Source organism: Bacillus sp. FSL K6-3154 (genome assembly GCF_040869395.1).
Lineage (GTDB): Bacteria > Bacillota > Bacilli > Bacillales > Bacillaceae > Bacillus > Bacillus safensis.
In genome coordinates this window covers 1,659,941-1,684,661 of the sequence record NZ_CP152033.1, presented here as the reverse complement: position 1 = coordinate 1,684,661, position 24,721 = coordinate 1,659,941, and the positions used below count along the sequence as shown (strand labels likewise).

General features: G+C 42.7%; 19 protein-coding genes. 10 read left to right on the top strand and 9 right to left on the bottom strand.

The annotated features are described in order from the left end of the window. Positions 1 to 62 precede the first annotated feature (62 nt). The 3 genes from MHH61_RS08745 to wrbA all read left to right on the top strand — a co-directional run bounded on the left by MHH61_RS08745 (position 63) and on the right by wrbA (position 2,326). Entirely contained in the window at positions 63 to 1,034 is a 972-nt protein-coding gene (locus tag MHH61_RS08745) for a ring-cleaving dioxygenase (RefSeq protein WP_034667828.1), read from the top strand. Continuing rightward, positions 1,031 to 1,639: an alpha/beta hydrolase gene (locus tag MHH61_RS08740; protein WP_034622294.1), complete on the top strand. Its 609-nt coding sequence runs from the start codon at positions 1,031 to 1,033 to the stop codon at positions 1,637 to 1,639. Before MHH61_RS08745 ends, MHH61_RS08740 begins: the two co-directional genes overlap by 4 nt. Before the next feature lie 72 nt (positions 1,640 to 1,711). Next, positions 1,712 to 2,326: an NAD(P)H:quinone oxidoreductase gene (wrbA, locus tag MHH61_RS08735; protein WP_125587574.1), complete on the top strand. Its 615-nt coding sequence runs from the start codon at positions 1,712 to 1,714 to the stop codon at positions 2,324 to 2,326. Between the two features lie 49 nt (positions 2,327 to 2,375). Here wrbA and katX read toward each other — a convergent pair whose 3' ends face one another. Beyond that, positions 2,376 to 3,965: a catalase KatX gene (gene katX / locus MHH61_RS08730; protein WP_125587573.1), complete on the bottom strand. Its 1,590-nt coding sequence runs from the start codon at positions 3,963 to 3,965 to the stop codon at positions 2,376 to 2,378. 174 nt (positions 3,966 to 4,139) lie between these two features. Between katX and MHH61_RS08725 the strand changes: the two genes are divergently transcribed. The 3 genes from MHH61_RS08725 (at position 4,140) to MHH61_RS08715 (ending at position 6,223) form a co-directional block, all read left to right on the top strand. Next, a complete protein-coding gene (locus MHH61_RS08725) occupies positions 4,140 to 4,724 on the top strand; it encodes an aspartate/glutamate racemase family protein (protein WP_241218629.1) in 585 nt (194 codons plus the stop codon). Positions 4,725 to 4,873: 149 nt separating this feature from the next. After that, entirely contained in the window at positions 4,874 to 5,368 is a 495-nt protein-coding gene (locus MHH61_RS08720) for an RNA polymerase sigma factor (protein ID WP_024424050.1), read from the top strand. Then, a complete protein-coding gene (locus MHH61_RS08715) occupies positions 5,369 to 6,223 on the top strand; it encodes a DUF3298 and DUF4163 domain-containing protein (RefSeq protein ID WP_125587572.1) in 855 nt (284 codons plus the stop codon). A gap of 55 nt (positions 6,224 to 6,278) precedes the next feature. Here MHH61_RS08715 and MHH61_RS08710 read toward each other — a convergent pair whose 3' ends face one another. Beyond that, entirely contained in the window at positions 6,279 to 7,205 is a 927-nt protein-coding gene (locus MHH61_RS08710; protein WP_024424048.1) for a manganese-dependent inorganic pyrophosphatase, read from the bottom strand. A gap of 298 nt (positions 7,206 to 7,503) precedes the next feature. On the opposite strand from MHH61_RS08710, the gene MHH61_RS08705 reads away from it, so the two are divergent. The 4 genes from MHH61_RS08705 to MHH61_RS08690 all read left to right on the top strand — a co-directional run bounded on the left by MHH61_RS08705 (position 7,504) and on the right by MHH61_RS08690 (position 12,166). Beyond that, complete coding sequence (locus tag MHH61_RS08705) at positions 7,504 to 8,442, top strand: YybS family protein (RefSeq protein ID WP_164512188.1); 939 nt, start codon at positions 7,504 to 7,506, stop codon at positions 8,440 to 8,442. Between the two features lie 30 nt (positions 8,443 to 8,472). Next, positions 8,473 to 10,452, top strand: a complete 1,980-nt coding sequence (locus MHH61_RS08700) for a DHH family phosphoesterase (RefSeq protein ID WP_125587570.1) — start codon at positions 8,473 to 8,475, stop codon at positions 10,450 to 10,452. Beyond that, positions 10,449 to 10,898, top strand: a complete 450-nt coding sequence (gene rplI, locus MHH61_RS08695; protein ID WP_008359128.1) for a 50S ribosomal protein L9 — start codon at positions 10,449 to 10,451, stop codon at positions 10,896 to 10,898. The genes MHH61_RS08700 and rplI overlap by 4 nt, the downstream gene beginning before the upstream one ends. Before the next feature lie 117 nt (positions 10,899 to 11,015). Continuing rightward, a protein-coding gene (locus tag MHH61_RS08690; RefSeq protein WP_125587610.1) for an IS3 family transposase occupies positions 11,016 to 12,166 on the top strand; the annotation gives its coding sequence in 2 pieces (ribosomal slippage) (positions 11,016 to 11,286 and positions 11,286 to 12,166; 1,152 coding nt in all). A 59-nt stretch (positions 12,167 to 12,225) separates the two neighbouring features. On the opposite strand, the gene MHH61_RS08685 is transcribed toward MHH61_RS08690, so the two are convergent. The 7 genes from MHH61_RS08685 to MHH61_RS08655 all read right to left on the bottom strand — a co-directional run bounded on the left by MHH61_RS08685 (position 12,226) and on the right by MHH61_RS08655 (position 24,720). Continuing rightward, positions 12,226 to 13,440, bottom strand: a complete 1,215-nt coding sequence (locus MHH61_RS08685) for an MFS transporter (RefSeq protein ID WP_125587011.1) — start codon at positions 13,438 to 13,440, stop codon at positions 12,226 to 12,228. Between the two features lie 22 nt (positions 13,441 to 13,462). Then, positions 13,463 to 13,609 (bottom strand): YycC family protein, encoded by a 147-nt coding sequence (locus MHH61_RS08680; protein ID WP_064498621.1) that lies wholly within the window; start codon positions 13,607 to 13,609, stop codon positions 13,463 to 13,465. Between the two features lie 72 nt (positions 13,610 to 13,681). Next, the gene (locus MHH61_RS08675; protein ID WP_125587010.1) at positions 13,682 to 14,416 is read right to left on the bottom strand and encodes an alpha/beta hydrolase; all 735 of its coding nucleotides are present in this window, start codon (positions 14,414 to 14,416) and stop codon (positions 13,682 to 13,684) included. 94 nt (positions 14,417 to 14,510) lie between these two features. Further along, positions 14,511 to 15,476 carry an iron-hydroxamate ABC transporter substrate-binding protein gene (locus tag MHH61_RS08670; protein WP_024427636.1) on the bottom strand — a complete coding sequence of 322 codons (966 nt, stop codon included), beginning with the start codon at positions 15,474 to 15,476 and terminating at the stop codon, positions 14,511 to 14,513. A gap of 98 nt (positions 15,477 to 15,574) precedes the next feature. Further along, complete coding sequence (locus tag MHH61_RS08665; protein ID WP_125587009.1) at positions 15,575 to 17,200, bottom strand: AraC family transcriptional regulator; 1,626 nt, start codon at positions 17,198 to 17,200, stop codon at positions 15,575 to 15,577. A 123-nt stretch (positions 17,201 to 17,323) separates the two neighbouring features. After that, positions 17,324 to 17,551: an MbtH family protein gene (locus MHH61_RS08660; protein ID WP_025093680.1), complete on the bottom strand. Its 228-nt coding sequence runs from the start codon at positions 17,549 to 17,551 to the stop codon at positions 17,324 to 17,326. 20 nt (positions 17,552 to 17,571) lie between these two features. Next, entirely contained in the window at positions 17,572 to 24,720 is a 7,149-nt protein-coding gene (locus MHH61_RS08655) for a non-ribosomal peptide synthetase (protein ID WP_125587008.1), read from the bottom strand. Position 24,721: the final 1 nt, after the last annotated feature.

Genomic DNA, 24,721 nt, shown 5'->3' with positions numbered 1-24,721 from the left:
CTCGAATTCGAGATAATATAAAGACGTCAGTAAAGACATAATGAATAGAGGCTTATTACTTCATGATTAGGAGGTCATTAGAAGTGAAAAAAACAGAAGGAATTCACCATATTACAGCTATTGTCGGTCATCCTCAGGAGAACGTTGATTTTTATGCAGGTGTTTTAGGACTTCGTCTCGTGAAGAAGACCGTAAATTTTGATGATCCGGGCACATACCATTTATATTTTGGAAATGAAGGCGGCTCTCCAGGGACCATTATTACGTTTTTCCCTTGGCCGGGGGCACAAAAAGGTCAAATTGGTGCAGGGCAAGTAGGCGTGACGACATATGTCGTACCGACAGGCGCTTTTTCTTTCTGGAAGGATCGTCTTGAGCAGTTTAATGTCTCTTATGAAATGGTTGAACGTTTTGGGGAAGCTTTTCTCTCATTTGAAGATCCACACGGCTTATTGATTGAGCTAGTAGAGCGTGCGGAAGGAAAGCAAAACGAGTGGACATTTAACGGTGTCACACCAGATGTAGCGATTAAAGGATTTGGCGGAGCTGTTTTATTAACTTCGCATCCGGAGCAAACAATGCAGCTGCTAGAGCAAACGATGGGACTTGAACGAGTCGGAGAAGAAGGAGACTATGTGAGATTCCGTTCGTTTGGTGAAATAGGCAATGTCATTGATGTGAACATCACACCTGTTCCACGAGGACGTATGGGTGTTGGAGTTGTGCACCATATTGCATGGAGAGCAACAGATGATCAGGATCAATTAGATTGGCAAAGACATATTGCACAAAGCGGGTATCAAGTGACACCTGTGCAAGATCGAAATTATTTTAATGCTATTTATTTTAGAGAGCTTGGCGGCATATTATTTGAGATTGCTACTGATCCTCCAGGGTTTGCACACGACGAATCAGTGGAAACAATGGGTGAAGCATTGAAACTGCCACCGCAATATGAGGCACAGCGCAGTCAGATTGAACAAATTGTACTGCCAATTGAAGTGAGAGAAGTTAAAGGGAAAGGAGATTCATGATGAAGCATCTTTTTCGAAAAGGAAAGAATGAACAAAGACCTGTCCTGTTATTACTGCATGGAACTGGCGGGACAGAAGAAGATTTATTGCCGCTTGCACAGATAGTAGATCCTGATGCATCTGTTCTTAGTGTGAGAGGGAATGTATTAGAAAACGGCATGCCGCGTTTTTTCAGACGTTTAGCAGAGGGTGTATTTGATGAGCAGGATTTGATTGAGCGTACAGAGGAACTATATACATTTATCGGCGAAGCAGCTGATGAATATGGGTTTGATCGTCACAATGTGGTGGCTATCGGATATTCCAATGGGGCAAACATTGCTGGAAGCTTGTTATTCCATTATGGGGATGCTTTAAAAGGAGCTATCCTGCATCATCCAATGGTTCCAAGACGCGGGGTTTCGTTGCCTTCATTAGCGGGGAAACAAGTCTTTATAGCAGCTGGTGAAAATGACCCAATGTGCCGTCCAGAGGAATCACAGGAGCTGGAGCAATTGCTCCAGGGTGCAGGCGCATCGGTTACACTTCATTGGGAAAATCGCGGACATCAGCTAACGAGAGAAGAAGTCGATGCTGCGGCTTTATGGTATCGTCGTCAATTTTAAATAAGGTGGGGAATACAGGTGGGATTTTTACAGAAGCTTTTTGGGCAAAACAAACAAAAGGAGCTGGAACAAATGGAAAACGTAAAATTAGCGATTATTTATTATAGTTCAACAGGTACAAACTATCAGATGGCGAAATGGGCTGAAGCTGGAGCAAAAGAAGCTGGTGCAGAGGTCAAAGTATTAAAGGTTGCTGAATTGGCACCAGAAGCAGTTGTCGCTTCAAATTCAGCATGGAAAGCACATTTAGACGAAACAAAGGATGTGCCAGAGGTTCAATTAAGTGATTTAGAGTGGGCAGATGCCATCATCTTTAGCATGCCGACACGTTTCGGTAACCTGCCAGCTCAAATGAAGCAGTTCTTAGATACAACAGGCGGCTTGTGGTTCCAAGGTAAATTGGCAAACAAAGCAGTCAGCGCGATGACTTCAGCTCAAAACGCAAATGGCGGACAGGAGCAGACGGTTCTCAGCTTATATACGACGATGTTCCACTGGGGAGCCATTATTGCCTCTCCTGGATACACAGATGATTCCTTATACGGTGCAGGGGGCAACCCTTATGGCGTAAGTGTCACTGTTGACCAAAATGGAAAAATCCAAGAGGATGCAGAACCAGCTGTGAAACATCAGGCAAAACGTACAGTCAATGTGGCAGAATGGATCAAAAAAGGTCAAAACGCTTAATAGATGTATACAAAAAGAATGCAGCCTCGCCGCTGCATTCTTTTTTTCATTAATAAGGATCTGATGGTGTGCTGTTGTTGATGGCTTCGTCCACGGCTTGAGCAGCGCCTGTAGAGCCGATAGGTCCGCTTGACTGCTCTTGTTTAAAGGCTTTTAAGCCGTCAGCGACACGTTTTCCGTAATCAGGGTCTGCTTTTGTAAAGTTTTCAATCATTTGGTCTTGAATGTCCTTTTGACATGTCGCAAGAGTATTGACTAAGTTCTTAATCAGTTCCTCACGCTCCCAATCATTAAAACGGCGATACGTTTCTCCCGCTTGTCCAAAGTTGTTTGGGCGGTCAATGGCTTCTCGCTTGACTTCACCTTCTACAAAAGGCGTATGATCCTTTCCATCCTGTTTGGCTTCTTTTAATCCTCCGAGGATCGATGGCTCATAATTCACATGGGGATTTTGGCCTTTGCCTTGATCGACATGGTATTCCATTTGCCCGTCTCTCTGATTGGTGGCGACATGCTTTTTCGGTGCATTGATCGGCAGCTGTAAATAGTTTGGCCCTACACGATATCGCTGCGTGTCAGAGTAGGAGAAGGTACGGCCTTGAAGCAATTTATCATCTGAGAAATCTAAACCGTCTACGAGTACGCCAGTCCCAAAGGCAACCTGCTCGACTTCTGCGAAATAGTTTTCTGGATTTTTGTTTAATACCATCCGTCCGATTGGTTTCCATGGATAGTCATCCTTGTACCAAAGCTTTGTCGGGTCTAGCGGGTCAAAGTCGAGGTGAGGGTGGGCATCATCTTCCATGATCTGTGCATATACCTCCCATTCAGGATAATCTCCTTGCTCAATCGCTTCATATAAATCCTGTGTGGCATGGTTAAAATTTTCTCCCTGGATCGCTTGCGCCTGTTCTTGGGTCAGGTTGCGAATGCCTTGTTTCGGTTCAAAATGATATTTAACCAGCACCGCTTTTCCTTCATGGTTGACCCATTTGTACGCATGGACACCTGAGCCTTGCATGTGCCGGTATGTAGCTGGGATGCCCCATGGTGAAAAGAGAAATGTCACCATATGCGTCGCCTCAGGTGATTGTGAGACAAAATCAAAAATACGCTCGCCGTCCTGACGATTGGTGACAGGATCAGGCTTAAAGGCATGAACCAAATCAGGGAACTTTAAAGCATCTCGAATAAAGAAAATTTTCAGGTTGTTCCCTACGAGATCCCAGTTGCCTTCCTCTGTATAAAATTTAATCGCAAACCCTCTCGGATCACGTAATGTTTCAGGCGAATGACCGCCGTGAATCACAGAAGAAAAACGAACGAAAACAGGCGTCTTTTTCCCTTTTTCCTGAAACAATTTTGCCCTCGTATAGGTGGAGATGGGTTCATCCCCGAATGTGCCGTATGCTTCAAAATAACCGTGAGCTCCGGCACCGCGTGCATGTACAACACGTTCAGGGATGCGTTCACGATCAAAATGACTGATTTTTTCTAGGAAATCGTAGTTTTCAAGCGTAGTGGGTCCTCTATTCCCAACAGTTCTCATATTTTGATTATCTGTTACGGGATGACCTTGCCGATTCGTTAAGGTTTCTTCTGACTCTGAAGATGATTTAGGCTGTTGATCTTCTTTCAATTAGAATCCCTCCTTTAATATCTCCCTAACAATATGGTCATGTTGCTCCCTATTTCATACAAGGATTGATATAATGATTGAAAACTTTCACGAGGAGCGAGCCTGATGATTCGATTACACTGCCTTCACGCCCATCCAATCAGTCATATATAGAAGATGCGTTTGGTGATACAGATGTTAATTTTCATCACGGTCGATTCATCATTTATAGAACGCGCGACACAAGATCCTGCATTTGATCAACACAAGCAGCAAACGTATGCTATCAACAGATTAAAACAGGAAATTGAAGCCGATCTCATTCTTCTCACGTGTACACAATACATTGCCGCTTTGGGTGATCAGCAGCACCTCTTTAAACAACCGATTGTTCCAATCGATGAACCGTTATTTGAGCTGATTTGTGAGAAACAAAGGCCTATTCAACTGGTGTTTTCCAACCCAGATACAGTGGAAGGGACGATGCATCGGCTTGAATCATATGCCACAGAGCGGGGCAAACAGCTTGAAGTAGAAATGGTTGTGATGGAGGATGTCTTTCATCTCTGCCTAAACGGTGATATGCAAGCCTATGATGAACAAATCAAGGAGCAGCTGAGAAAATGTATGAAGCAAAAAGGGAGAGACATTTGTGTGATGCAGCTTTCGATGGTTCGTGCGGCAAAGCAGGTGGAGCGGGAGACAGGCGTTCCTATTATTCATCCGCTTTCTCCACTAAAACAGTTTGTCCATCAAACACTATCTGCTTGGAAAGAGTGAACCCATCTGGTTCGCTCTTTTTGTATAGGAACGTAAATGCGATGACATGTTAAAAAAATAACCGAGCGCAAACTATTTTCAAAAGGCGCGCGTCTATCCAATGTAAGAAATAACAGATGCGCATTTAAGATAAAGGAGCTCTTTGTAAAATGAAGAAACGAAAAATAGATGATCAATTTGCGGATTACGTCATGGAGCATAAACACAGTTTTTATCGGTTGTCCTATAGTTATGTCAAAAACCCAGAAGATGCTATGGATGTTGTTCAGGAGGCCATTCATAAAGCACTCAAATCTGTTCACCGATTAGAGGATGCGAGCAAGATGCATAGCTGGTTTTATAAGATCGTGGTGAACACTGCCCTAGACTTTTTACGAAAGAAGAAGCGGGTGCAGGTGACAGATGATGATACGCTTGAATTCTTATCACAGGGAGAATCAGATGTATACGAGGATCAAGACGTCAAACGGGCTATAGAGGATTTGCCTGAGATGTATCGAGTCATCATTATTTTGAGATTCTTTGAAGATTTAAAATTAGAGGACATCGCCCAGATTCTCGATGAAAATGAAAATACCATTAAAACAAGATTATATAAGGCGCTGCGGCTTTTAAAAGTAGAATTATCACAGGAGGAAATATAAATGGATAAGTATTTGGAACATTTAAAAGATGAATATTTAGAAATTCCTATTCCACCGGAATATGATGCGATGGTTGAACGAACGTTAAAAAGAAAAAATAAAAAGCCTCATTTTCAGCAATGGACCATCGGACTTGTTGCGGCTGCTGCTCTTTTTGTCACAACTGTTAATGTCAGTCCACAGGCAGCAAGAGCGATTTCAGAGGTGCCTGTCATTGGCGAGCTGGTGAAAGTCGTAACGTTTACAGAATTTAAAAAGAGCGATCAAGGAACGAATATTGATCTTAAAACACCACACGTTTCAGGACTTGGGGACGGAACATTACAAGACAGCCTGAATCAAAAATATTTAGCTGAAAACAAAAAGCTGTATCAAGATTTTGAAAAGGAAACAAAGGGTTATAAAAATGGTCATTTAAGTGTTGAGAGCGGTTATGAAGTGAGAACGAACAATGATCAAATCCTTTCACTAGGCCGATACAAGGTGACGACTCAGGCTTCTGCGGCAGAGGAAATGACATATGATACGGTTGATAAGAAAAACCATGTCCTCATTACATTACCAAGCCTGTTTAAAGATAATCGTTATATTGATGTGATTAGTGAAAATATTAAAGAACAAATGAAGAAACAGATGAAAGAGGATTCAGACAAAATATACTGGATTGGCAAGGAAGAAACAGATCCATTTAAGAAAATTAAGCCGGATCAAAACTTCTATATCAATTCAAAAGGAAAGCTTGTGATTTCCTTTAATGAATATGATGTGGCGCCTGGCTACATGGGTGTTGTTGAATTTACGATCCCAACAAGTGTGCTAAAGGATATTCTCGTTAGTGATACGTACATTCATTAAAAAGAAGACAGACAAAAAAGACTGCTGAACAATTCAGCAGTCTTGTCGTGTTTTATTAAGAAAGTGCGTCTGTCAGTGCAGGTACGACTTGTTTCTTTCTTGATACAACACCTTTTAGTAAAGCTGTGTTGTTTTCAAGTGTGACGTTAAATGCTTTTTCTACTTTTGCTGCTTCTGCACCGAGTGCAAGAGCAAGGGAGTCATTTTCTAAAATATCTGTGATGACTAGAACAAATAGGTCAAGACCTTTTGCTGCAATGACTTCATTGATTTTCGCTTCAATGTCAGCCTGTCTTGCTGTCACTTCAGCGATATCTACTGTATTGACTTGTGCAATTTCCACCTTGCTTTTGCCTAGTGCGAATTCTTTTGCATCAAGTGTAATTAATTCTTGAACCGTTTTTTGGCTTAGATCAGCGCCTGCTTTCAGCATGTCTAGGCCGTAAACTTCTGGATCTACCCCTGCGATTTTTGCAAGCTCATGTGCAGCATCAATATCTTGCTGTGTGCATGTTGGGGATTTGAATAGTAAGGAATCAGAAATGATCGCAGATAAAAGCAAACCAGCGATTTCTTTTTCAATCGTCACTTGGTTTTCTTTATACATTTTGTTTAAGATCGTTGCTGTACAGCCTACAGGCTCTGCACGATAGTAAAGAGGTTCACTTGTTTCAAAGTTGGCAATACGGTGGTGGTCAATGACCTCAGTTACTTGTACTTGATCAATATCGCTTACACTTTGCTGGAATTCGTTATGATCGACAAGAATGACTTGTTTTGTTTCGTTTGCAGCCGTTTCAATGAAACGAGGTGCTTCTTGTTTAAAGAAATCTAATGCGTATTGTGTTTCTCCATTAATTTCTCCAAGTCTGACGGCTTCTGCCTGAACGCCGATTTTGTTTTTCAGATCAGCGTAAGCAATAGCAGAGCAAATCGTGTCTGTGTCAGGATTTTTGTGTCCGAATACGAGTGTTTTTCCCATGTGAATTCTCCTTCTTACATTTATTGATGATGTTTCTATTCTAACAGCTTTTGACCTTGAATTCAGGGTTTATAGCTAAGAATAATCTAAAAAATTGTAACATGCTGTTTGAAAACTTGCATGTGCCATTCCATATCGTTGTTCCACGTGAAACGCTCCCAGGACAGCCTTTATTTTACTTGAGATTTGCCGCTATGGTAAAATAAAGGTTGGGGCAAGACATGATGGAGCTGACACGTATACATAGAAGTACACATTGAGCAAGATATAAACAAAAGGATTGGATAGAGGTGAATGTGTGAAACAAACAAAAGCGTTAGTAGAGGGCGCAATCATGATGAGTATTTTCGCAGTCATGACGTTGTTTTATCTGTATGTGCCGCTATTATCCATTATTTTCTTTCTAGCTGCTCCGATTCCGATCATCCTCTATACAATTAGACACGGCTTGAAAAAAGGAATTGCTGCTGGCGCTATTGGCATAGTGATCAGCTTTTTAATTGGGTCGATGGCTGGGCTCATGAGTGCACCTATCTTAATTGCCGTCGGATTAGGCATGGGTGTTTTCTACAGCAGAAGGCAGCCTGGGAATGCTATCATTACAGGTGCGCTGATTTATTTGTTCAGTATTCTCATCTCCTTTGTTATCAGTGTTCAGCTCTTTCAAATCGATATCATGAATATTGCGAAAGAGTCGATTGAGCAAATGATGCCGATGGTAGAGAGTGTTTTAAAGCAATCCGGGGCTTCTGAAAAGGACATAGCCAAACAGCTCAAACAGTTTAAAGAGATGCAGGATACGGCATTAAGTGCTTTACCTGTAGCGTTATTGATTTTGGTCACCCTGATGGCTTTCGTGAATCACTGGTTCATGCAGCCTTTGCTCAAACGGTTTGTTTCAGACATGCCGTCCTTGAAGAAATTTAAGGATATGCGGCTGCCAAAAAGCATGGTATGGTATTATTTACTCACATTGCTTTTGATGCTGATTCAGACGGAAAAAGGCAGCTTTTTATGGCTCGTTCAAACGAGTGCGTTTCAAATTTTATTTATACTGGTGCTTATTCAGGGATTTTCTTTTCTCTTCTATTATTGCCACGAAAAAAACATCTCAAAAGCGGTACCCATTTTCGCTGTTGTGTTAACGGTTTTCTTTCCGCCGATCGGTGTGATTGTGCGAATTATAGGGATTGCTGACATAGGCTTTGATTTAAGAGAAAAAGTAAAAAACAAATAATTCACTCTGAATGTTGAGGAGTTGATATCAGTGCCAAGCTTCTATAGAAAACCTGTCATCAAGTATCCGATCTTCGCGTTAATTGTTCTTGCGGTGGTCACAGTCCTCCTCAACCTTTATTTCAATTGGATCATAGGAGCGGTTGGTCTTTTCGTCCTTGCAGGTGTGCTCTACTTCTTAAAGTGGGCAGATAAGCAAGTGCAGAAAGAGATTGATTCATATATTTCAACATTATCCTATCGAGTCAAAAAGGTTGGAGAAGAAGCATTAATGGAGATGCCAATTGGTATTATGCTGTTTAATGACCAGTATTATATCGAATGGACCAATCCGTTTCTCGCTTCATGCTTTCATGAAAGCACACTTGTCGGCAGATCCTTGTACGATACATTCGAGTCCATTGTGCCTCTTATTAAACAAGAGGTCGAGACCGAAAATGTGACGCTGAATGACCGGAAATTCAAAGTCATTATTAAACGGTCAGAGCGCCTTTTATATTTCTTTGATGTCACGGAACAGGTACAGATTGAACGACAGTACGAAAATGAACGAACGGTGTTATCTTATATCTTTTTAGACAACTACGACGATGTCACGCAGGGACTTGATGATCAAGTGCGCAGCGCGATTAATAGTGAAGTGACGTCTTTGCTCAACAATTGGGCACAAGAATATGGTATTTTCCTGAAGAGAATTTCGTCTGAACGATTTATGGCGGTTCTAAATGAGAGTATTTTAGCTGAGCTTGAAGCGTCGAAATTCTCCATTTTAGACGAGGTCCGTGAGAAAACAGGGGCACATAGTGCGACGCTCACTCTGAGCATTGGGATCGGTGCGTCTGTTCCTTCCTTGAAAGAGCTTGGAGCACTTGCGCAGTCGAGTCTTGACCTTGCCCTCGGACGAGGCGGAGATCAGGTCGCCATTAAACAGCCGAATGGAAAAGTGAAATTCTACGGTGGAAAAACAAATCCAATGGAGAAACGGACACGCGTACGCGCACGGGTCATTTCTCATGCTTTAAAAGAAATTGTATCTGAAAGCGGTAATGTCATGATCATGGGGCATAAGTTCCCAGACATGGACTCAATCGGTGCATCCATTGGGATTTTAAAGGTTGCCCAGGCCAATGGAAAAGAAGGTTATATTGTCATTGATGCCAACCAGATTGGCGACAGTGTTCAACGCTTAATTAGTGAAATTAAGAATTATGAAGAGCTTTGGTCACGTTTTATCACACCAGAGGAAGCAATGGAGCTTGCAAAGGATGACACATTGCTTGTCGTCGTAGACACACATAAACCGTCTCTCGTTATGGAAGAACGACTGCTGAATAAGATTGAAAATGTTGTGGTCATTGACCATCATAGACGCGGCGAGGAATTTATCCGTGATCCTTTACTTGTTTATATGGAGCCGTATGCTTCATCTACAGCAGAGCTTGTGACAGAGCTTTTAGAGTATCAGCCGAAGAAATTGCGGATTAACATGATTGAGGCGACTGCGCTTCTGGCTGGGATCATCGTTGATACGAAGAGTTTCTCCCTGAGAACGGGGTCAAGAACGTTCGATGCAGCATCCTACCTTCGTGCAAAGGGAGCAGATCCTGTCCTTGTGCAAAAGTTCTTAAAAGAAACCGTCGATCATTACATCAAACGAGCAAAACTCATTCAGCATACAGAGCTGTATCAAAATCAGGTGGCCATTGCTTCGTTGCCATCTGACAGGTCGGAGTATTATGATCAAATTACGATTGCCCAGACAGCGGATTCCCTGTTGTCAATGAGTGAGGTAGAAGCGTCATTTGCTGTCGCTAGACGAGATGACGACACGGTATGCATTAGTGCTAGATCATTAGGGGATATCAACGTTCAAATTATTATGGAAGCATTAGACGGCGGCGGCCATTTGACTAACGCTGCTACCCAGATTTATGGTATAACCATTGAAGAAGCGGTAGGGAAGTTAAAGGCTGCCATAGACGAATATTTCGAAGGAGGGGTTCAAAGATGAAAGTCATCTTTCTAAAAGACGTAAAAGGCAAAGGGAAAAAAGGCGAAGTCAAGAATGTAGCTGACGGATACGCTCACAACTTTCTCATCAAACAAGGGTTAGCTGTTGAAGCAACTCCAACGAACCTAAGCGCATTGGAAGGGCAGAAAAACAAAGAGAAAAAGAATGCCATCCAAGAGCTTGAACAAGCAAAACAATTAAAAGAAACACTTGAGGCGTTAACAGTGGAACTCACTGCAAAATCAGGTGAAGGCGGCCGTTTGTTTGGCTCAATTACAAGCAAACAAATCGCTGATAAATTGCAAAAAGATCATCAAATTAAACTCGATAAGCGCAAAATCGAGCTGAATGACGCCATCCGTGCGTTAGGTTATACAAATGTACCGGTAAAGCTTCATCCAGAGGTACAAGCAACGTTAAAGGTACATGTGACAGAGCAGGCATAAGCAGAAAAGAACCCGTCTCACGAGGGACTGACCCCATAAAGTGAGACAAATAAAAACACCTTTAAATTGAAAAATCGGGTATAGCATATCTGAAAACAATTTGGAGGTGTTTTTTGTATGGGAAAAAGAGTTAGTTATCCGATTAGTGTAAAAGAAGAGGCCGTTCAAATGAGGTTAGCTGGAATCCCGACAAAAGAAATCATGGACAAGTTAGGAATTAAGAATAGAACACAAGTGAAAACGTGGATGAAATGGTATCGCGAGGGTGAAATCCATCGATTTCATCAACCAGTTGGAAAGCAGTATACCTACGGGAAAGGACCAGAATATCAAAATGAGAACGAGAAGTTGAAAACAGAAAATCTTTATTTAAAGCAACAAATTGACCTATTAAAAAAGTATATAGAATGGGAAAGGAAGTGAAAAAAGAAGCATTCGTGTCGATTTATGATGCGGTAAAAGACACAGTAAGTGTAAGTGCATTCTGTCAGATGTTTGAGCTCGCAAGATCAACATTTTATCGTTGGAAAAAACAAGATCTCCTGCCAAAACAGCAAGTGTTAATTGACCTCATATCGTCGCTTTGTGAGTCACACCAATATACGTACGGTTATCGTAAAATAACGGCCCTACTGCGAAAAGAAAGGAGAATAAATCATAAGACAGTACAACGCATTATGCAAACCTACGGTTTACAGTGTCGTGTGAAAATAAAAAAGCGTAAACAGACTGGTCAACCTTACTATATTGCAGAAAATCACTTAAAACAGGATTTTACTGCGACAAAGCCACTTGAAAAACTGGTGACAGATATAACGTATTTGCCATTTGGTCAAAAACCACTTTATCTATCCAGCATAAAGGATTTGTATACTAGTGAGATTGTGGCTTATACGATTGGTGATAAACAGGATGTTTCTCTTGTTTTAGATACATTGAAGCAGTTACAGACATTACCTAAAGGCTGCGTACTTCATAGTGATCAAGGTTCGGTCTACACTTCTTATGCTTATCAAAAGGAGATAAAGGAAAAAAGCATTACCATGAGCATGTCCCGGAAGGGAATGCCCGCTGATAATGCCCCCATAGAATCCTTCCACTCCAGTTTAAAAACAGAAGGATTCTATCTCCACCACCTGACAAACACTACAACAGCCATTGTAGAAAAAACGGTCAGGGAGTATATTGATTATTATAACAATATCCGAATTCAATTGAAATTAAACAGCCAGTCACCAAAAGAGTTTCGGCAACTGGCTGTTTTATAAAGGTGTTTTGATCCCTGTCTCAAAAACGGGGGTCAGTCCCCGAGGAGGCGGGTTCTTTTTTATGAAGGATCTGAAATATAGACGCTGCGTCCGGCACGCATACCGGATAAAAACATGAAAAATAGGATGACAATAAAGATGATAATCGCGGGTGTCCATGTATGTGTGGAATCAAAAAGGATTCCAATCATGAACGGCCCAACAGCAGCTAATAAATAACCGAGAGACTGCGCCATTCCAGAGAGGGCAGCTGCTTGTTCCATATTGGTTGTACGTAATCCAATGAATGTGAGGGCAAGACTGATACTGGCCCCTTGTCCAATGCCGATCAATAGAACGGAGATGACAAGAATAGGCGTTGATCCTCCGAGAAGAAGTCCCATCATGCCAAGTAAATACACAAGGACAAGGCCGGCGACAAGCGGCCTTTGCGTTTTTAATTTTTCTGCAAGAACGGGCGTTAAGAAGGTGGATGGCAGCCCAACAAACTGCATAATGGACAGCATCCAGCCAGCTGTCGACAGGTTCATTCCATGTGATGTTAAGATATCAGGAAACCATGCGATGCTGCTATAGAAAAGGAATGACTGCAACCCCATAAAAAAGGTCACCTGCCATGCGACACGTGAACGCCATATTGGCTGCTCTGTAAGAGAAATACTTTTGACGGCCGCTGTATTCTGATGAAGAAGCTGCGGCACCCAAACCATCATGGCGAGAAGGGCAAGTCCAGCCCATACAAGGAATGATGTATTCCAGCCGCCAGGCATTGTATGACTGAGCGGAACACTGACACCTGATGCAAGTGCAGCAAAGACGGACATTGAAGTCGTATATACACTTGTCATCAAACCTGCATGTGCAGGAAATTTATGCTTCACAAGCCCCGGTAAGAGCACATTACAAATCGCAATTCCAACGCCGACCAGCGCCGTGCCAATCATTAAGAAGGTGATGGTGCCAAACGAGCGAATCACAATCCCAAAGAGAAGGACAGCAAGTCCAAGCCAGAGGGTTCGTTCATTGCCAAGTCGTTTTCCGATTTTAGGGGCAATTGGAGAAAGCAATGCGAATGAAAGCAGTGGTAATGTCGTAAGAAAACCCGCCAGTCCATTTGAAAGCTGTAAATCGGAGCGAATCGCGCCGATCACAGGGCCAACGGATGTAATGGCAGGCCGAAGATTAAATGCAATAAGCAGAATCCCAGCAATCAGCAGGATGGTTTGTCCAGTACTGCGAGGATGTAATGTTGATTTTTCTAGTTGTTGTTCCATGAATGTAAACTCCTTTATTTCTTTAAGAAGAACGATCTTTCTTCTGTTCAAGCTCCGCTAATTTAGCTAATAAGATATGCTGCGGCATATGCATAATTTGTTCTAACGGTACATTGAGTGATGCAGCAAGCTTTTGTGCGGTATCGGCTGAGATTTGTAAAGGTCTCATGCGCAAATCCCTCCTCTTTCAATCTATACGTTCCAATATATCATATCGGCTTTGTGCCATGCTGATAAAAAATTAGCGTTCTCTTTGATAAAACCACTTTAGGGCCGATAAGAAATTTTTTTGAAATTGTTTCAGATGATGGCCCTCCCCTTGTTCGATGTGATATTGCAGCTGCCTTTCTTGCATCCCTTTTTGTAATAAAAGATCATGCAGTTGTTTGTTGAATAAAGGCATGTGCTGTTGAGCAGATGTTTTTCCTTTCCCTTCTTCACTGCCTACAGACAAATAAATAAAGTGATCCACACACTGAATGCTTTGTTGTTGAGCAAACGGTAGAAAATCTTGATACCAAAATGACCCGGAGATCGATGCGATGTTTTTAAAAAGATCAGGGTGCATGAATAAAGTATAAATAGCAAACAGCCCGCCTAATGAAGCACCTACGTGGCTATGTTCATGACAGGTCTCTTGAACTGGATATTCTCTTTTGATATATGGGAGCAAGTCATTCGCTAAAAATGACATATACGTCTGTGCCTCGCCTTTAAAGTCAGGGAACCCAGATCGCAGTGATGACGCCTTCCATGGTGTATATTCGTCAAGTCGATTGAAGGGGTGTATGCCGACGATGATGATTGGCGAGATGGTTTTGGTTTCGATCATTCTTTCGATCTCTAGCAGGTGTGTTCTAAACAAAGAAGAGCCATCTTGTACAAAGACAGCTGGGACATCAATAGAGGTGTCCTGCGGAAGGTAAATATCAAGCTGACGCCCGTTAAGCTCGTCATATAGAAACGTTCCGTTCATGTGTATCCTCTCCTAACGGTTTTCAACTACGTTGAAAAGAAGACAAAGGGCTAAACATTTTAGCCCTTTGTCAACCATCTGATCACGCATCTTTTTAATTGTTTTGATCTAACCATTTGACAGCCTTGTCAAGGAAGGTTGTTTTGCTTAGTGCTGTTCCTCCTTGAAGCATAGGGTCAACGGCATTTTCATTGATGTGCCCATTTTTCACAGCTTTTAGGCTTGTCCAAATTTTATTTTTCTCTAAGTCCTTCAATGCGTTCGGATTTGATGAGTTTTCCTCTTTAGAGAACTGAACAAAAATATAGTCAGGATTGAGTTCTCCTAGGCGCTCCAATGAAATCAATGCCTGTGCTTTGGCTTTTTTGATATCACTTGGTACTTTAAATCCTAAATCCCCATATAAGGTAGAGTTGAAGTATACGTCTTCAGGATATACGTACAGATCGCCTTGTCTAATGCGTAAAATGACAGCTGTTTTGTTGCTGCTTTTATCTTTCAGGATTTCTTTCGCTTGTTTGAGATCTTTCTGATAATCAGAGATGATGTTTTTCGCTTCTTCACTTTTTCCAGTCAATTCACCGAGTAATAAAAGATTGCTTTCCCAGTCGGAAGAGACATGTGATACTGGGATCGTCGTTTGGACTTTATCTAGTTTTTTAATTGTTGCAGGAGGGAACTTTGTTGATCCAAGTATCACATCTGGTTTTAGTTTTAGGATTTTTTCTAGGTTCGGTTCTGTTTTTTCACCGATGCCTTCCGTTTTCGCTGTGATGTCTTTAAATAATTCAGGGAATGTGCCGCCTACAGTAGAAGCACCAATAGGCTCGATACCAAGTAATTTTGCATCTTCCATTGATTCAAGGCTTCCAGCAATGACAATTCGTTTCACTGGTGTTTTGAGTTTGTACGTTTGATCTAAGTAGTTGATATTCGTTTCTGTTGCTTCAGCTGACTTGCTTTTGGCTGTGTTTGAAGCAGGTTTATTTTCTGCAGCACCACAGCCTGCTGCGGTGACCGTCATGATACAAAGGATAAGCAATGCGAACCATTTTTTCATTTGTTTTCTCCTTTAACTGATAATTGTTCTCAATTAAAGATTGTATTAGGCTTTCGTCCTTTTATCCATAGACAAATCTCTGTCAAAGGATGGACTTTTTACGGAAAAAAAGATAAAAGGTCCTGAATGACCCGTTGATGACTGGCTGCTGTGTATTCACGCCAAGGGTCAGAAGTGAGCGGATAGACGGCTTGCTGCGTCACAGCCTTGAGATTTTGCCAAGACGCCTGCTGCTTTAACTTTTGATAAAAAGCAATGGTTTTTGGCTCCTTATGCAGGAATAGGAAGATGGCGTCTGGATCTAGCTGTTGTATAGAGCGAATGCTGATTTTTTTTTCTATTAGCTGACCATCATTCTGAAAAGCTGGCAGAAGGCCAATGTCTTGAAAAATTACTTCTGACATGGTGCGATTCACAGACAAATAAAGCTGATCTTGAAAGATACGAAGAGGCAGGACGGTTTTTGGTGGAAGATCAAAAAGACATGCCTTTTTCGCTTGATTGACGAGTTCCTCGTAATGAATCAACCATTCTTCTGCTTCGTTCGCTTCGTTTAGGAACGTAGCTGTTTGTCTGAATTGAGTGCGCCAATCCAATTGTGTGAATGGAACAAAGTGAACAGGACAGATGGTTTTTAACACTTGTTTTTCTTCCTCTGTCACATGATCATTGGCAATGATCAGCTCAGGTTTTGTTTCCTTTAATAGCTGTAAATTGGCTTCAGCGTGCTCGTTGATCCGATGTGCACTCAGGTGAATCGGAATTTCTTCTGCATGATGCTCAAAATCATGTGCTGTCCATTTTGGGTGAAGGGGAGCAGCATATGGGATGATATGAATGGGTGTGAGCTGGCCGAGTATGGAATGGCCATAGGCTGCAATTTTCCGCTGACGGCTTTTCATATAAGTAGAAGGGGTCATGCCCGTTTTTTTCTTAAAGATGCGGCTGAAGTAATACGGATCTTGATAGCCGATTTCAAGTGCAATGTCTTTGAGCTTTGCGTTGCCTTTTGCCATTAATTGTTTGGCTCTAGCCATCCTTTTCTTGGTGATATAATCAGTGACACTCACATCAAAATGCTTTTTAAATAGCTCACTGTAATGATTGGCGCTGATACCAGCCATATGAGATAGACTTGTCAGGCTGAGGGGTTCTTCGTAATGTTGATCGATATATTGTTTTGTTTTGAAAAGGGCATGTGCCGTGTCACAAATATCTTCATTATGCAGTGTAAAAAGCTGCATAATGAGCTGCTGGAAAAGAGTTTGGCTTCTAAAAAAGCTAATAGATTCAGGTCTTTGCCATTCCTCTATCATATCGGACAATAAAGAATGAATATGTTCAATCGAGCTAATATCGATAAATTGCCATTTATTCAGTAAAGAACGGGCATGTTCCATTGATACTTCTCCTATTTTTTGATTTTGCAGCGTGTAGAGCTGAAAGCGAAAAAGGTAGAGCTCGTGTTTTTGATAAGGCTCTGTTTTCAACATAAATGTTTCCCCAGGCATGATCGTATAGAGAGTCAGATGTTTCAATCGCCATTTTTGATCGTTCAATGTGAGTAAACCACTGCCGCTTATGCTGAAGAGGAGGCAGAATGTATCTGATAGCTGCTGCTCCGTATGTGGAAGCTCTGCATTATTTATTTTTTCAGTATCTGTTAATCGATAGATGAATTGTTCGGCATTTGCCAACGTATGTAATTGATTATTGTTTCCCATAAAACCACCTGATCTCTTTTTAGTTGATAAACATTCTCAATTAAATTGTAGCAGAAAGAGCTGAAAGATGGTGATGTTTATTCTGTCAAAAAAGCACCCTGATGGAGATCAGGGTGCGATGATTTATTCCGTTTTTCCATGAGCTAGCGCTGGTTCTTTTGTTAAACTTAATGGCCGCAAGTCCTGCCAGTGTGTCTGGATATAATCGATGCATGCATTTCTAGTGTCTTCACCAAAGACCTTTTCCCATCCATCTGGCACTGGTGCAAATGATGGCCAAAGTGAATGCTGTCCTTGTTCATTGACCAGCACAAGAAATACACCGTCTTCACGATCAAAGGGATTTGTCATTTGTCATCTCTCCTTTATTCTTAGTGCTTTTGTTTGACCCGATGCAGTGCGTTGTCTAAGATGACACCAATTTCTGCTAGGGGTTTAGGCTGGCACATGTCTTTGTGCCGGCAATGAATGTCGTGCTGTTCAATTGTTCCGTTGATATAAGGTGCCCATGCTTCGGGATCAATTGGTGTAAACCAATCTGGGATAATGGTAGATCTAAAGAATAATATGTCCCCCTGATAAGTTTTTGGCTGATATTCTCCAAGCAATCGAACTGAATTCACATAGGTTTCTTTTAGATTTCTAATGGCATCTTCACTTAAGCTTGCTAGTGCACTGCCATCCTTTTTCAAAATGTCGACGGCACTTTTCATCGTGAGCGGTTCACCTGTTAAGGTATCTGGATCATAACCGCCGAGCGCAAGAAGAGCGATTAGTGCTTCTTCTTCATCAGGTGCTGCTTTAATCGGTAAGAAATGATTTGGATAGGCATCCAGCATCGCAACGAGTGCGATTTCTTCACCTTGCTGCTGGAGCTGTGTAGCCATTGCCTGTACAACGTTTCCACCTAATGACCAGCCAAGAAGATGATAAGGGCCTTTTGGCTGAATCGTTTGGATGTGCTTGATGTAATCCGCAGCCATATCATCTAGTGTGTGCGGGTAGTCATCTTTTCTTGCGATTCCTCGTGCCTGTAATCCATAAATAGGGATGTCTTTCTCTAATGTATTCAAGAGACCTGCATAGCACCAGCTCAGACCACCTGCTGGGTGAACACAGAAAAGAGGATATCTTTCTCCATTTGTTCGCAGCGGCAGCAAGATGTCTAGTGCGTTTTCATCGCTTCCTGTTTCTAGTTTCTCTGCCAAACTTGCCACATTTGGTGCTTCAAACAATGTTCCAATGCTTAGTTTGACACCAAGTGCATCACGAATGCGGCTGATTAAACGAACTGCAAGCAGTGAATGCCCGCCAATGTCAAAAAAGCGATCGTCTATGCTGATTTTAGGCAAATCAAGCACCTCTTCAAAGAGATGACATAGGATTTCCTCTTTCGGGTTTCTTGGGCCGCGGCCATCCGTTTGCTGTAAATGCAATTGAGGGGCTGGCAGTGATTTTTGATCAAGCTTCCCGTTTGCTGTAAGCGGCATGGCGTCAATCTGTACATATGCCGCGGGCACCATGTAATCAGGAAGACTGGCTGCTGCAAAATGACGAAGGGTCTCTGTATCGAAACGGTTTTCTTCAGTTGGGACGATATAGGCGACTAGGCGTTTGTCGCCAGGCTGATCCTCTCGCATCATGACGGCAACTTGTGCAACTGCATCGTGGCGTGCCAGAACGGCTTCGATTTCTCCAAGTTCAATGCGGAAGCCGCGTATTTTAATTTGATGATCAGCTCTGCCAATGTAATCAAGAGCCCCTTCTTCTGTCCAGCGCGCAAGGTCGCCTGTGCGATACATCCTTGTGCCAGGTGCGCCATAAGGATCGGCAGGGAATCGATCTGATGTCAGGTCAGGTCTGCCTAGATAACCTCTTGCAAGGCCAGCTCCAGCTACATACATTTCACCTGTCGTCCCAGGGGGAACAGGCTGTAGGTATTCATCTAGTACGTACACATGTAAATCAGGAATCGGTTCGCCTATTAAACTGCTGGAGTTCTTTGTGATCATATCTCGATTGAGTTCATTGTACGTAACGTGTACGGTAGTTTCTGTAATGCCGTACATGTTAACGAGCTTTGGCTTACAGTCTGAGTGACGGCTGTACCAATCTTCTAATCTGCTAAGCTCTAATGCTTCACCGCCAAAGATGACATAGCGGAGTGATAATGCTTGGCCTAGTGTTTGTTGTTCCTTGTCTATCTGCATGAGCTGATAGAAGGCAGAAGGTGTTTGATTAAGCACAGTCACACCTTCCTCGACTAGAAGCTGCAGCATCTCTTCTGGAGAGCGAGAGATGGTATGAGGTACAATGACAAGCCGGCCGCCATATAAAAGTGGTCCCCATATTTCCCATACTGAAAAGTCAAAGGCATAGGAATGGAACATTGTCCAAACATCTTCTTCATCAAATTGGAACCAATGTTCAGTAGATGTCAGAAGACGGATGACATTTTGGTGTGGGATGACCACTCCTTTTGGTTTCCCTGTAGAACCGGATGTATAAATAATATAGGCCGGATGCAGAGAAGATAGCGGCTCAATTCTGTCTATATCAGCCGGATTGTGATTTGGCATTGTCAGCAATTGATCGCTCGTTTCCTTTTCGTCTAACAAAATCAAATCGCAATCAGCTGGAAGATGCACTGCATCTGCTTTTGTTGTGATGCTGCAAACGGGTTTGGCATCTTGTATCATGTATGCCAGTCTATCTGCTGGGTAATCTGGATCAAGCGGAACATAGGCTGCGCCTGCTTTATGAACGGCTAATAAGCTTACGAGCATATCGATTGATCTAGGCAGGGCAAGTGCAACGAACTGTTCTGGTCCAACGCCTCTTTGTATTAATAAATGAGCAAGACGATTGGCTTTGTTGTTTAACTCACCATAGGTCAGCTGCCTATTGCCATACGTTACAGCCACTCGATCAGGGTATTGCTGCGCCGTTTTTTCAAATAAGGCCGGGAGACTATGTGCTTGATCTAACTGAGCGAATGTCTTTTTATCAGGGAGAAATGTTTGCTGTTCTTTATCTGATAAAATGTTCACTTGACCAATTGGCACATGTGGGCGCTCAGCTACCTCTGTTAAAAAGCGCTTCATTCTGTCAGCGATTGCTCGAATGGTGCTTTGTTTAAATACATCTGTACTGAATTCAAACAATCCTGTTAAACCTGCTGCTGACCCAGTTTCCGTTCTTTGTTCTGTTAATTCGATGGTCAGATCAAATTTAGCTGACCCTACTGGTTTCACGTAGAGGTCTGAATCAAGCTGTGTCAGCTTCATTTCCGCCTTCGGTGTATTTTGGAAGGCTAGCATGACCTGGAACAATGGATTTCTTGATCTGGACCGGGTTGGGTTTAGGATTTCGACTAGCCGTTCAAATGGCAGATCCTGATGCTCATAGGCTGCTAGGTCAATGTCTCGTACTCGCTTCAATAGCTCACTAAAGGTTGGATTACCAGCTGTATTTGTACGTAAAACTAGTGTGTTCACAAACAAGCCGACAATGTCGTCAAGTGCATCGTCATTCCGTCCAGCAATCGGACTGCCGATTGGGATATCTGAACCGGCCCCAAGGCGTGTCAGTAATGCTGCAAGTGATGCTTGAAGCACCATGAACAAACTCACCTGATGCTGCTTGGCAAGCTCAAGGAGGTTCTGATGTAAAGCGGATTCAATCGTAAAGTCTATCGTCGCACCGTTGAAGCTTCCTTCCTGTGGACGCGGGAAGTCATAAGGCAGCTCAAGTTCTTCAGGCAAGTCATGTAAGGCACTTTTCCAATAGCTGAGCTGCTTGGCAAATAGACTATCCGTCTCTTCTTCACTGCCCAACAGCTTCTGCTGCCAAATAGCATAGTCAGCATATTGAACAGGTTCTGCTGGCAAGGAGATGGATTTTCCTTGTATACGGGCTTCGTAAGCAGCAGCTAAGTCTCGTGTCAATGGTGCAAGTGACCAGCCGTCACCAGCGATGTGATGCAGCAATAGAAGCAGTACGGATCGGTTTGCATCAAGCGTGAATAATTCAGCTCGAAGTGCAGGTTCTTCTTCAATCTGAAAGCTATACCGAATGGCTTCGTTTAACTGATTCTCAATTTGTTGATCGCTTGAAGCTGTGACATGGAGTTCAGGCTGAACACTTTTCGGGTGTAAAATGACCTGTCTTGGCATGCCATTCTTATTTGGAAAAATGGTTCTAAGGGTTTCGTGTTTTTCAGTGATATCTGCCAAAGCACCAATGAGAGCTGTTTGATCTAGTGTACCTGTCAGCTGAATGACAAGTGGAATATTGTAAGTTGGACTTGGCCCTTCAAGGCAATGAAGGAACCAGAGCCGTTTTTGGGCAAAGGATAATGGAATTTCATCTGGTTTGTCTTCAACCTGAAGCGGCGGCCGAATGTCCTTCGCTTTGTCAATGTGCTGCGCAAGCTCAGCAACCCGAGGAGATTCAAAAAGGGTACTCATGCTTAGGTCTGCACCAAGTGTATCGCGTATACGTCTAAGCAGGCGAGCGGCGAGTAAGGAATGTCCTCCTAAGTCAAAGAAACTATCATCTATGCCAATTTGAGATAGGCCAAGGGTTTCTGCAAATAAACTACATAACATGTCTTCTTGTGGTGTTCTAGGTGTACGCTCAGAACTGACTAAAGACATATTTGGTGCTGGTAATGCTTTGCGGTCGATTTTGCCGTTTGGTGTAAGTGGAAGTTCTGGCAACACGACAACAGCAGAGGGCACCATGTAGTCAGGAAGTAATGAAGCCGCAAACTGTCTGAGCTCTGAAGGGTGCAGAGAAGAGCCATCTGTCAGCACAACATACGCACAAAGAAGCTGCTGCCCAGGTTGATCCTCACGAACGATAACAGATGTATGCTTTATGGCTTGATGCTGCATCATTACGGTTTCGATTTCACCTAGTTCAATACGGAAGCCGCGTATTTTAATTTGATGATCGGCACGGCTGATATAATCAATCGAACCATCTTCGCGCCATCTGGCTAAATCACCAGTACGATACATTCTCGTGCCTTTTGTGCTGAATGGATCAGCGACAAAACGTTCAGCCGTTAAATCATATCGTCCAAGATATCCTCTGGATACTCCTTCACCTGCAATATAAAGTTCACCAATTGATCCTGCTGGGACTGGGTTTAGTCCTTCATCTAAAATGTAAATGCTCGTATTCCAAATGGGTTTACCGATTGCCGGCCCGCTATTCTCCCGGTGTGCTGTGACATTTTCCATCGTAGACCAGATCGTCGTTTCTGTAGGTCCGTACAAATTAGTAATGTCGCATTGAAGAGATTGCAATGTGTGCAAAAGGGAAGCAGGGAGTGCTTCTCCTCCAACAAGAACACGCATACCTGTTATCACGTCAGGGTACTCATCTGCCAACGCATGCCACAACGTTGGCGTTGCCTGCATGATTGTGACATGATGAGAACGAATCATGTCTGAAAGCTTTGCTGGTTCTTGTATGGTTTCTTTTTTTGCCAATAAAATAGCAGCCCCATGTAAAAGCGGGAGGAACATTTCCAGCCCGGAAATATCAAAGGCAATGGTCGTTACCGCTAAAAGCTGGTCTTCTTGATCTAATAAAAATGAATCTTGCATGGACAATATAAAGTTGATGACATTTCGCTTTGTTACAACAACACCCTTTGGTTTGCCTGTCGATCCTGATGTGTACAGGATATAGGCGGGGTGATGTGGAGAGCCCTCGCTCCAAGTCGGATTGAGATGCGGACTGTCTGCTATCTCCTGATGGACAGTTGCATCATCCAGTTGAACGATGTGCGGATGGTTCAAACCGTCTGCTGTCTCTTTAATTGTGAGCAAGCACGCCGGTTTGGCATCTTCTAGCATATAGGCGACACGATCGTTAGGATAATCAGGATCTAGTGGCAGATATGCGGCTCCCGTTTTGACGACGGCTAATAGACTTACGACCATATTGATGGACCGAGGCAGAGCAATTGCGACAAATTGTTCTGGTCCAATGCCATGTTTTTTCAAATAATGAGCTAATTGATTAGCCCGCTGATTCAACTCTTCATAGGTCAAAGTAATTCCTTCAAACTGTAATGCTTTTGCTTGTGGTGTTTTGCTCACCTGTTTTTCAAATAGTTCCCGTAAAGATTCCTTTGGTAATTCTCGTTTTGTATCATTCCAGTGCTTGAGGATGTTCTCTTTCTCTTCAGACAAAAGAAGGTTGAATTGACTGATCGTCTGATCTTCCTCTAGTCCGGTTATTTCCTCCAGCAATTGCAGAAAACGCTGCTGATGAGCGTCAACTGCTTGCTCTTTGTAAACGGCAGGGTTTGCATCAAAGTCAATTTGAAATCCGTTCCCATCCGCGCGGTCGTATATGTTAATCGATATATCATCCACGGGTCCTGCTGAAAGGTTATGTGCTTGACCAATACTTTGATCAAACACGAGATCATAATCAAATGGCATGATATTGATCTGTGGGCCAAATAATCGCTGATTTCTTCCGATGAGTTTAAAGTCTCTCCGCATGTCCTCGTGACGATATCTTTGATGAGGGCGAATGGCTTTTAATTCATCAGATACTTGCCGAACAAGAGCTGAGAGTGTCATTTCTGGTTTGCATGTTAAACGAAATGGTACCAGGTTCATGACCATTCCGGGTGTTTGTAAGGCGCACGATCCAAGGCGCATCATCACAGGAAGCCCTAAAACAATATCATGTGCACCAGTCATACGATGCATATATAATGCGGATGCTGCAAGGATCATTTCATGCCACGTACCACCGAAGGCTTGAGCATTTCTTTTCATTTTGCTTACCTTTTCGGCATCGAAGCCAGCCGTTTTTCGAATAAAATGATCCGACGTTCTTGGTGCAAGCTTAGCAAGGCTGACAATTTCAGGTTGATCAGCAAAGCGATTTTTCCAAAACGCTCGATCAGCTTCATATCGATTGGACTGTCGATAAGTGGACTCCTCTTGAACTACGTCATGTAAGGCTCCAAATGTTTGAGGAGGCACAGGTGTCCCTTGCGATAAGGCTGAATAGACCTCAGCAACACGACGTGCAATGAGCGAAAAGGCGAATCCATCAATGGCAATGTGATGAATGCGCTGATACCAGATAAATCGGTCGTCAGCAAGCTGAAAAAGTACTTCACGGAATAATACATCTTTCTCTAAAGAGACTGGTGTTGAAAGATCTGCCTTCATCCATGCTTTAGCTGCATCAATCGGCTGTTTTTCATTTTGTAAATGAATCAATTGGAATGGAATTTCTTTCTTAGATGTCATCCATTGCTTTGGACCGTCAGTATCTTCAATGAAGCGCATATACAAGGAATCTGCTTCTAAGACAGTCTTTCTAATGGCGGCTTCAAAATGTATGGGATCAATAGGACCTTTAATATCTATATACTCAGCTGTATTGAAAATAGGATTAGCTGGATCAAGCTGCTGCGCGTACCAAATGCCTGATTGGGCACCGGTTAGTGGGAATGAATCGACTGACTGGATCGACAAG

Coding starts and splice junctions, on each gene's coding strand:
- MHH61_RS08720 (WP_024424050.1), top strand. CDS start 4,874: ATGAAGAAACGAAAAATAGATGATCAATTTGCGGATTACGTCATGGAG.
- MHH61_RS08680 (WP_064498621.1), bottom strand. CDS start 13,609: ATGAGACCTTTACAAATCTCAGCCGATACCGCACAAAAGCTTGCTGCA.
- MHH61_RS08660 (WP_025093680.1), bottom strand. CDS start 17,551: ATGACAAATCCCTTTGATCGTGAAGACGGTGTATTTCTTGTGCTGGTC.
- MHH61_RS08725 (WP_241218629.1), top strand. CDS start 4,140: ATGTTAATTTTCATCACGGTCGATTCATCATTTATAGAACGCGCGACA.
- MHH61_RS08740 (WP_034622294.1), top strand. CDS start 1,031: ATGATGAAGCATCTTTTTCGAAAAGGAAAGAATGAACAAAGACCTGTC.
- MHH61_RS08710 (WP_024424048.1), bottom strand. CDS start 7,205: ATGGGAAAAACACTCGTATTCGGACACAAAAATCCTGACACAGACACG.
- MHH61_RS08665 (WP_125587009.1), bottom strand. CDS start 17,200: ATGGGAAACAATAATCAATTACATACGTTGGCAAATGCCGAACAATTC.
- rplI (WP_008359128.1), top strand. CDS start 10,449: ATGAAAGTCATCTTTCTAAAAGACGTAAAAGGCAAAGGGAAAAAAGGC.
- wrbA (WP_125587574.1), top strand. CDS start 1,712: ATGGAAAACGTAAAATTAGCGATTATTTATTATAGTTCAACAGGTACA.
- MHH61_RS08670 (WP_024427636.1), bottom strand. CDS start 15,476: ATGAAAAAATGGTTCGCATTGCTTATCCTTTGTATCATGACGGTCACC.
- MHH61_RS08745 (WP_034667828.1), top strand. CDS start 63: ATGATTAGGAGGTCATTAGAAGTGAAAAAAACAGAAGGAATTCACCAT.
- MHH61_RS08685 (WP_125587011.1), bottom strand. CDS start 13,440: ATGGAACAACAACTAGAAAAATCAACATTACATCCTCGCAGTACTGGA.
- MHH61_RS08675 (WP_125587010.1), bottom strand. CDS start 14,416: ATGAACGGAACGTTTCTATATGACGAGCTTAACGGGCGTCAGCTTGAT.
- MHH61_RS08715 (WP_125587572.1), top strand. CDS start 5,369: ATGGATAAGTATTTGGAACATTTAAAAGATGAATATTTAGAAATTCCT.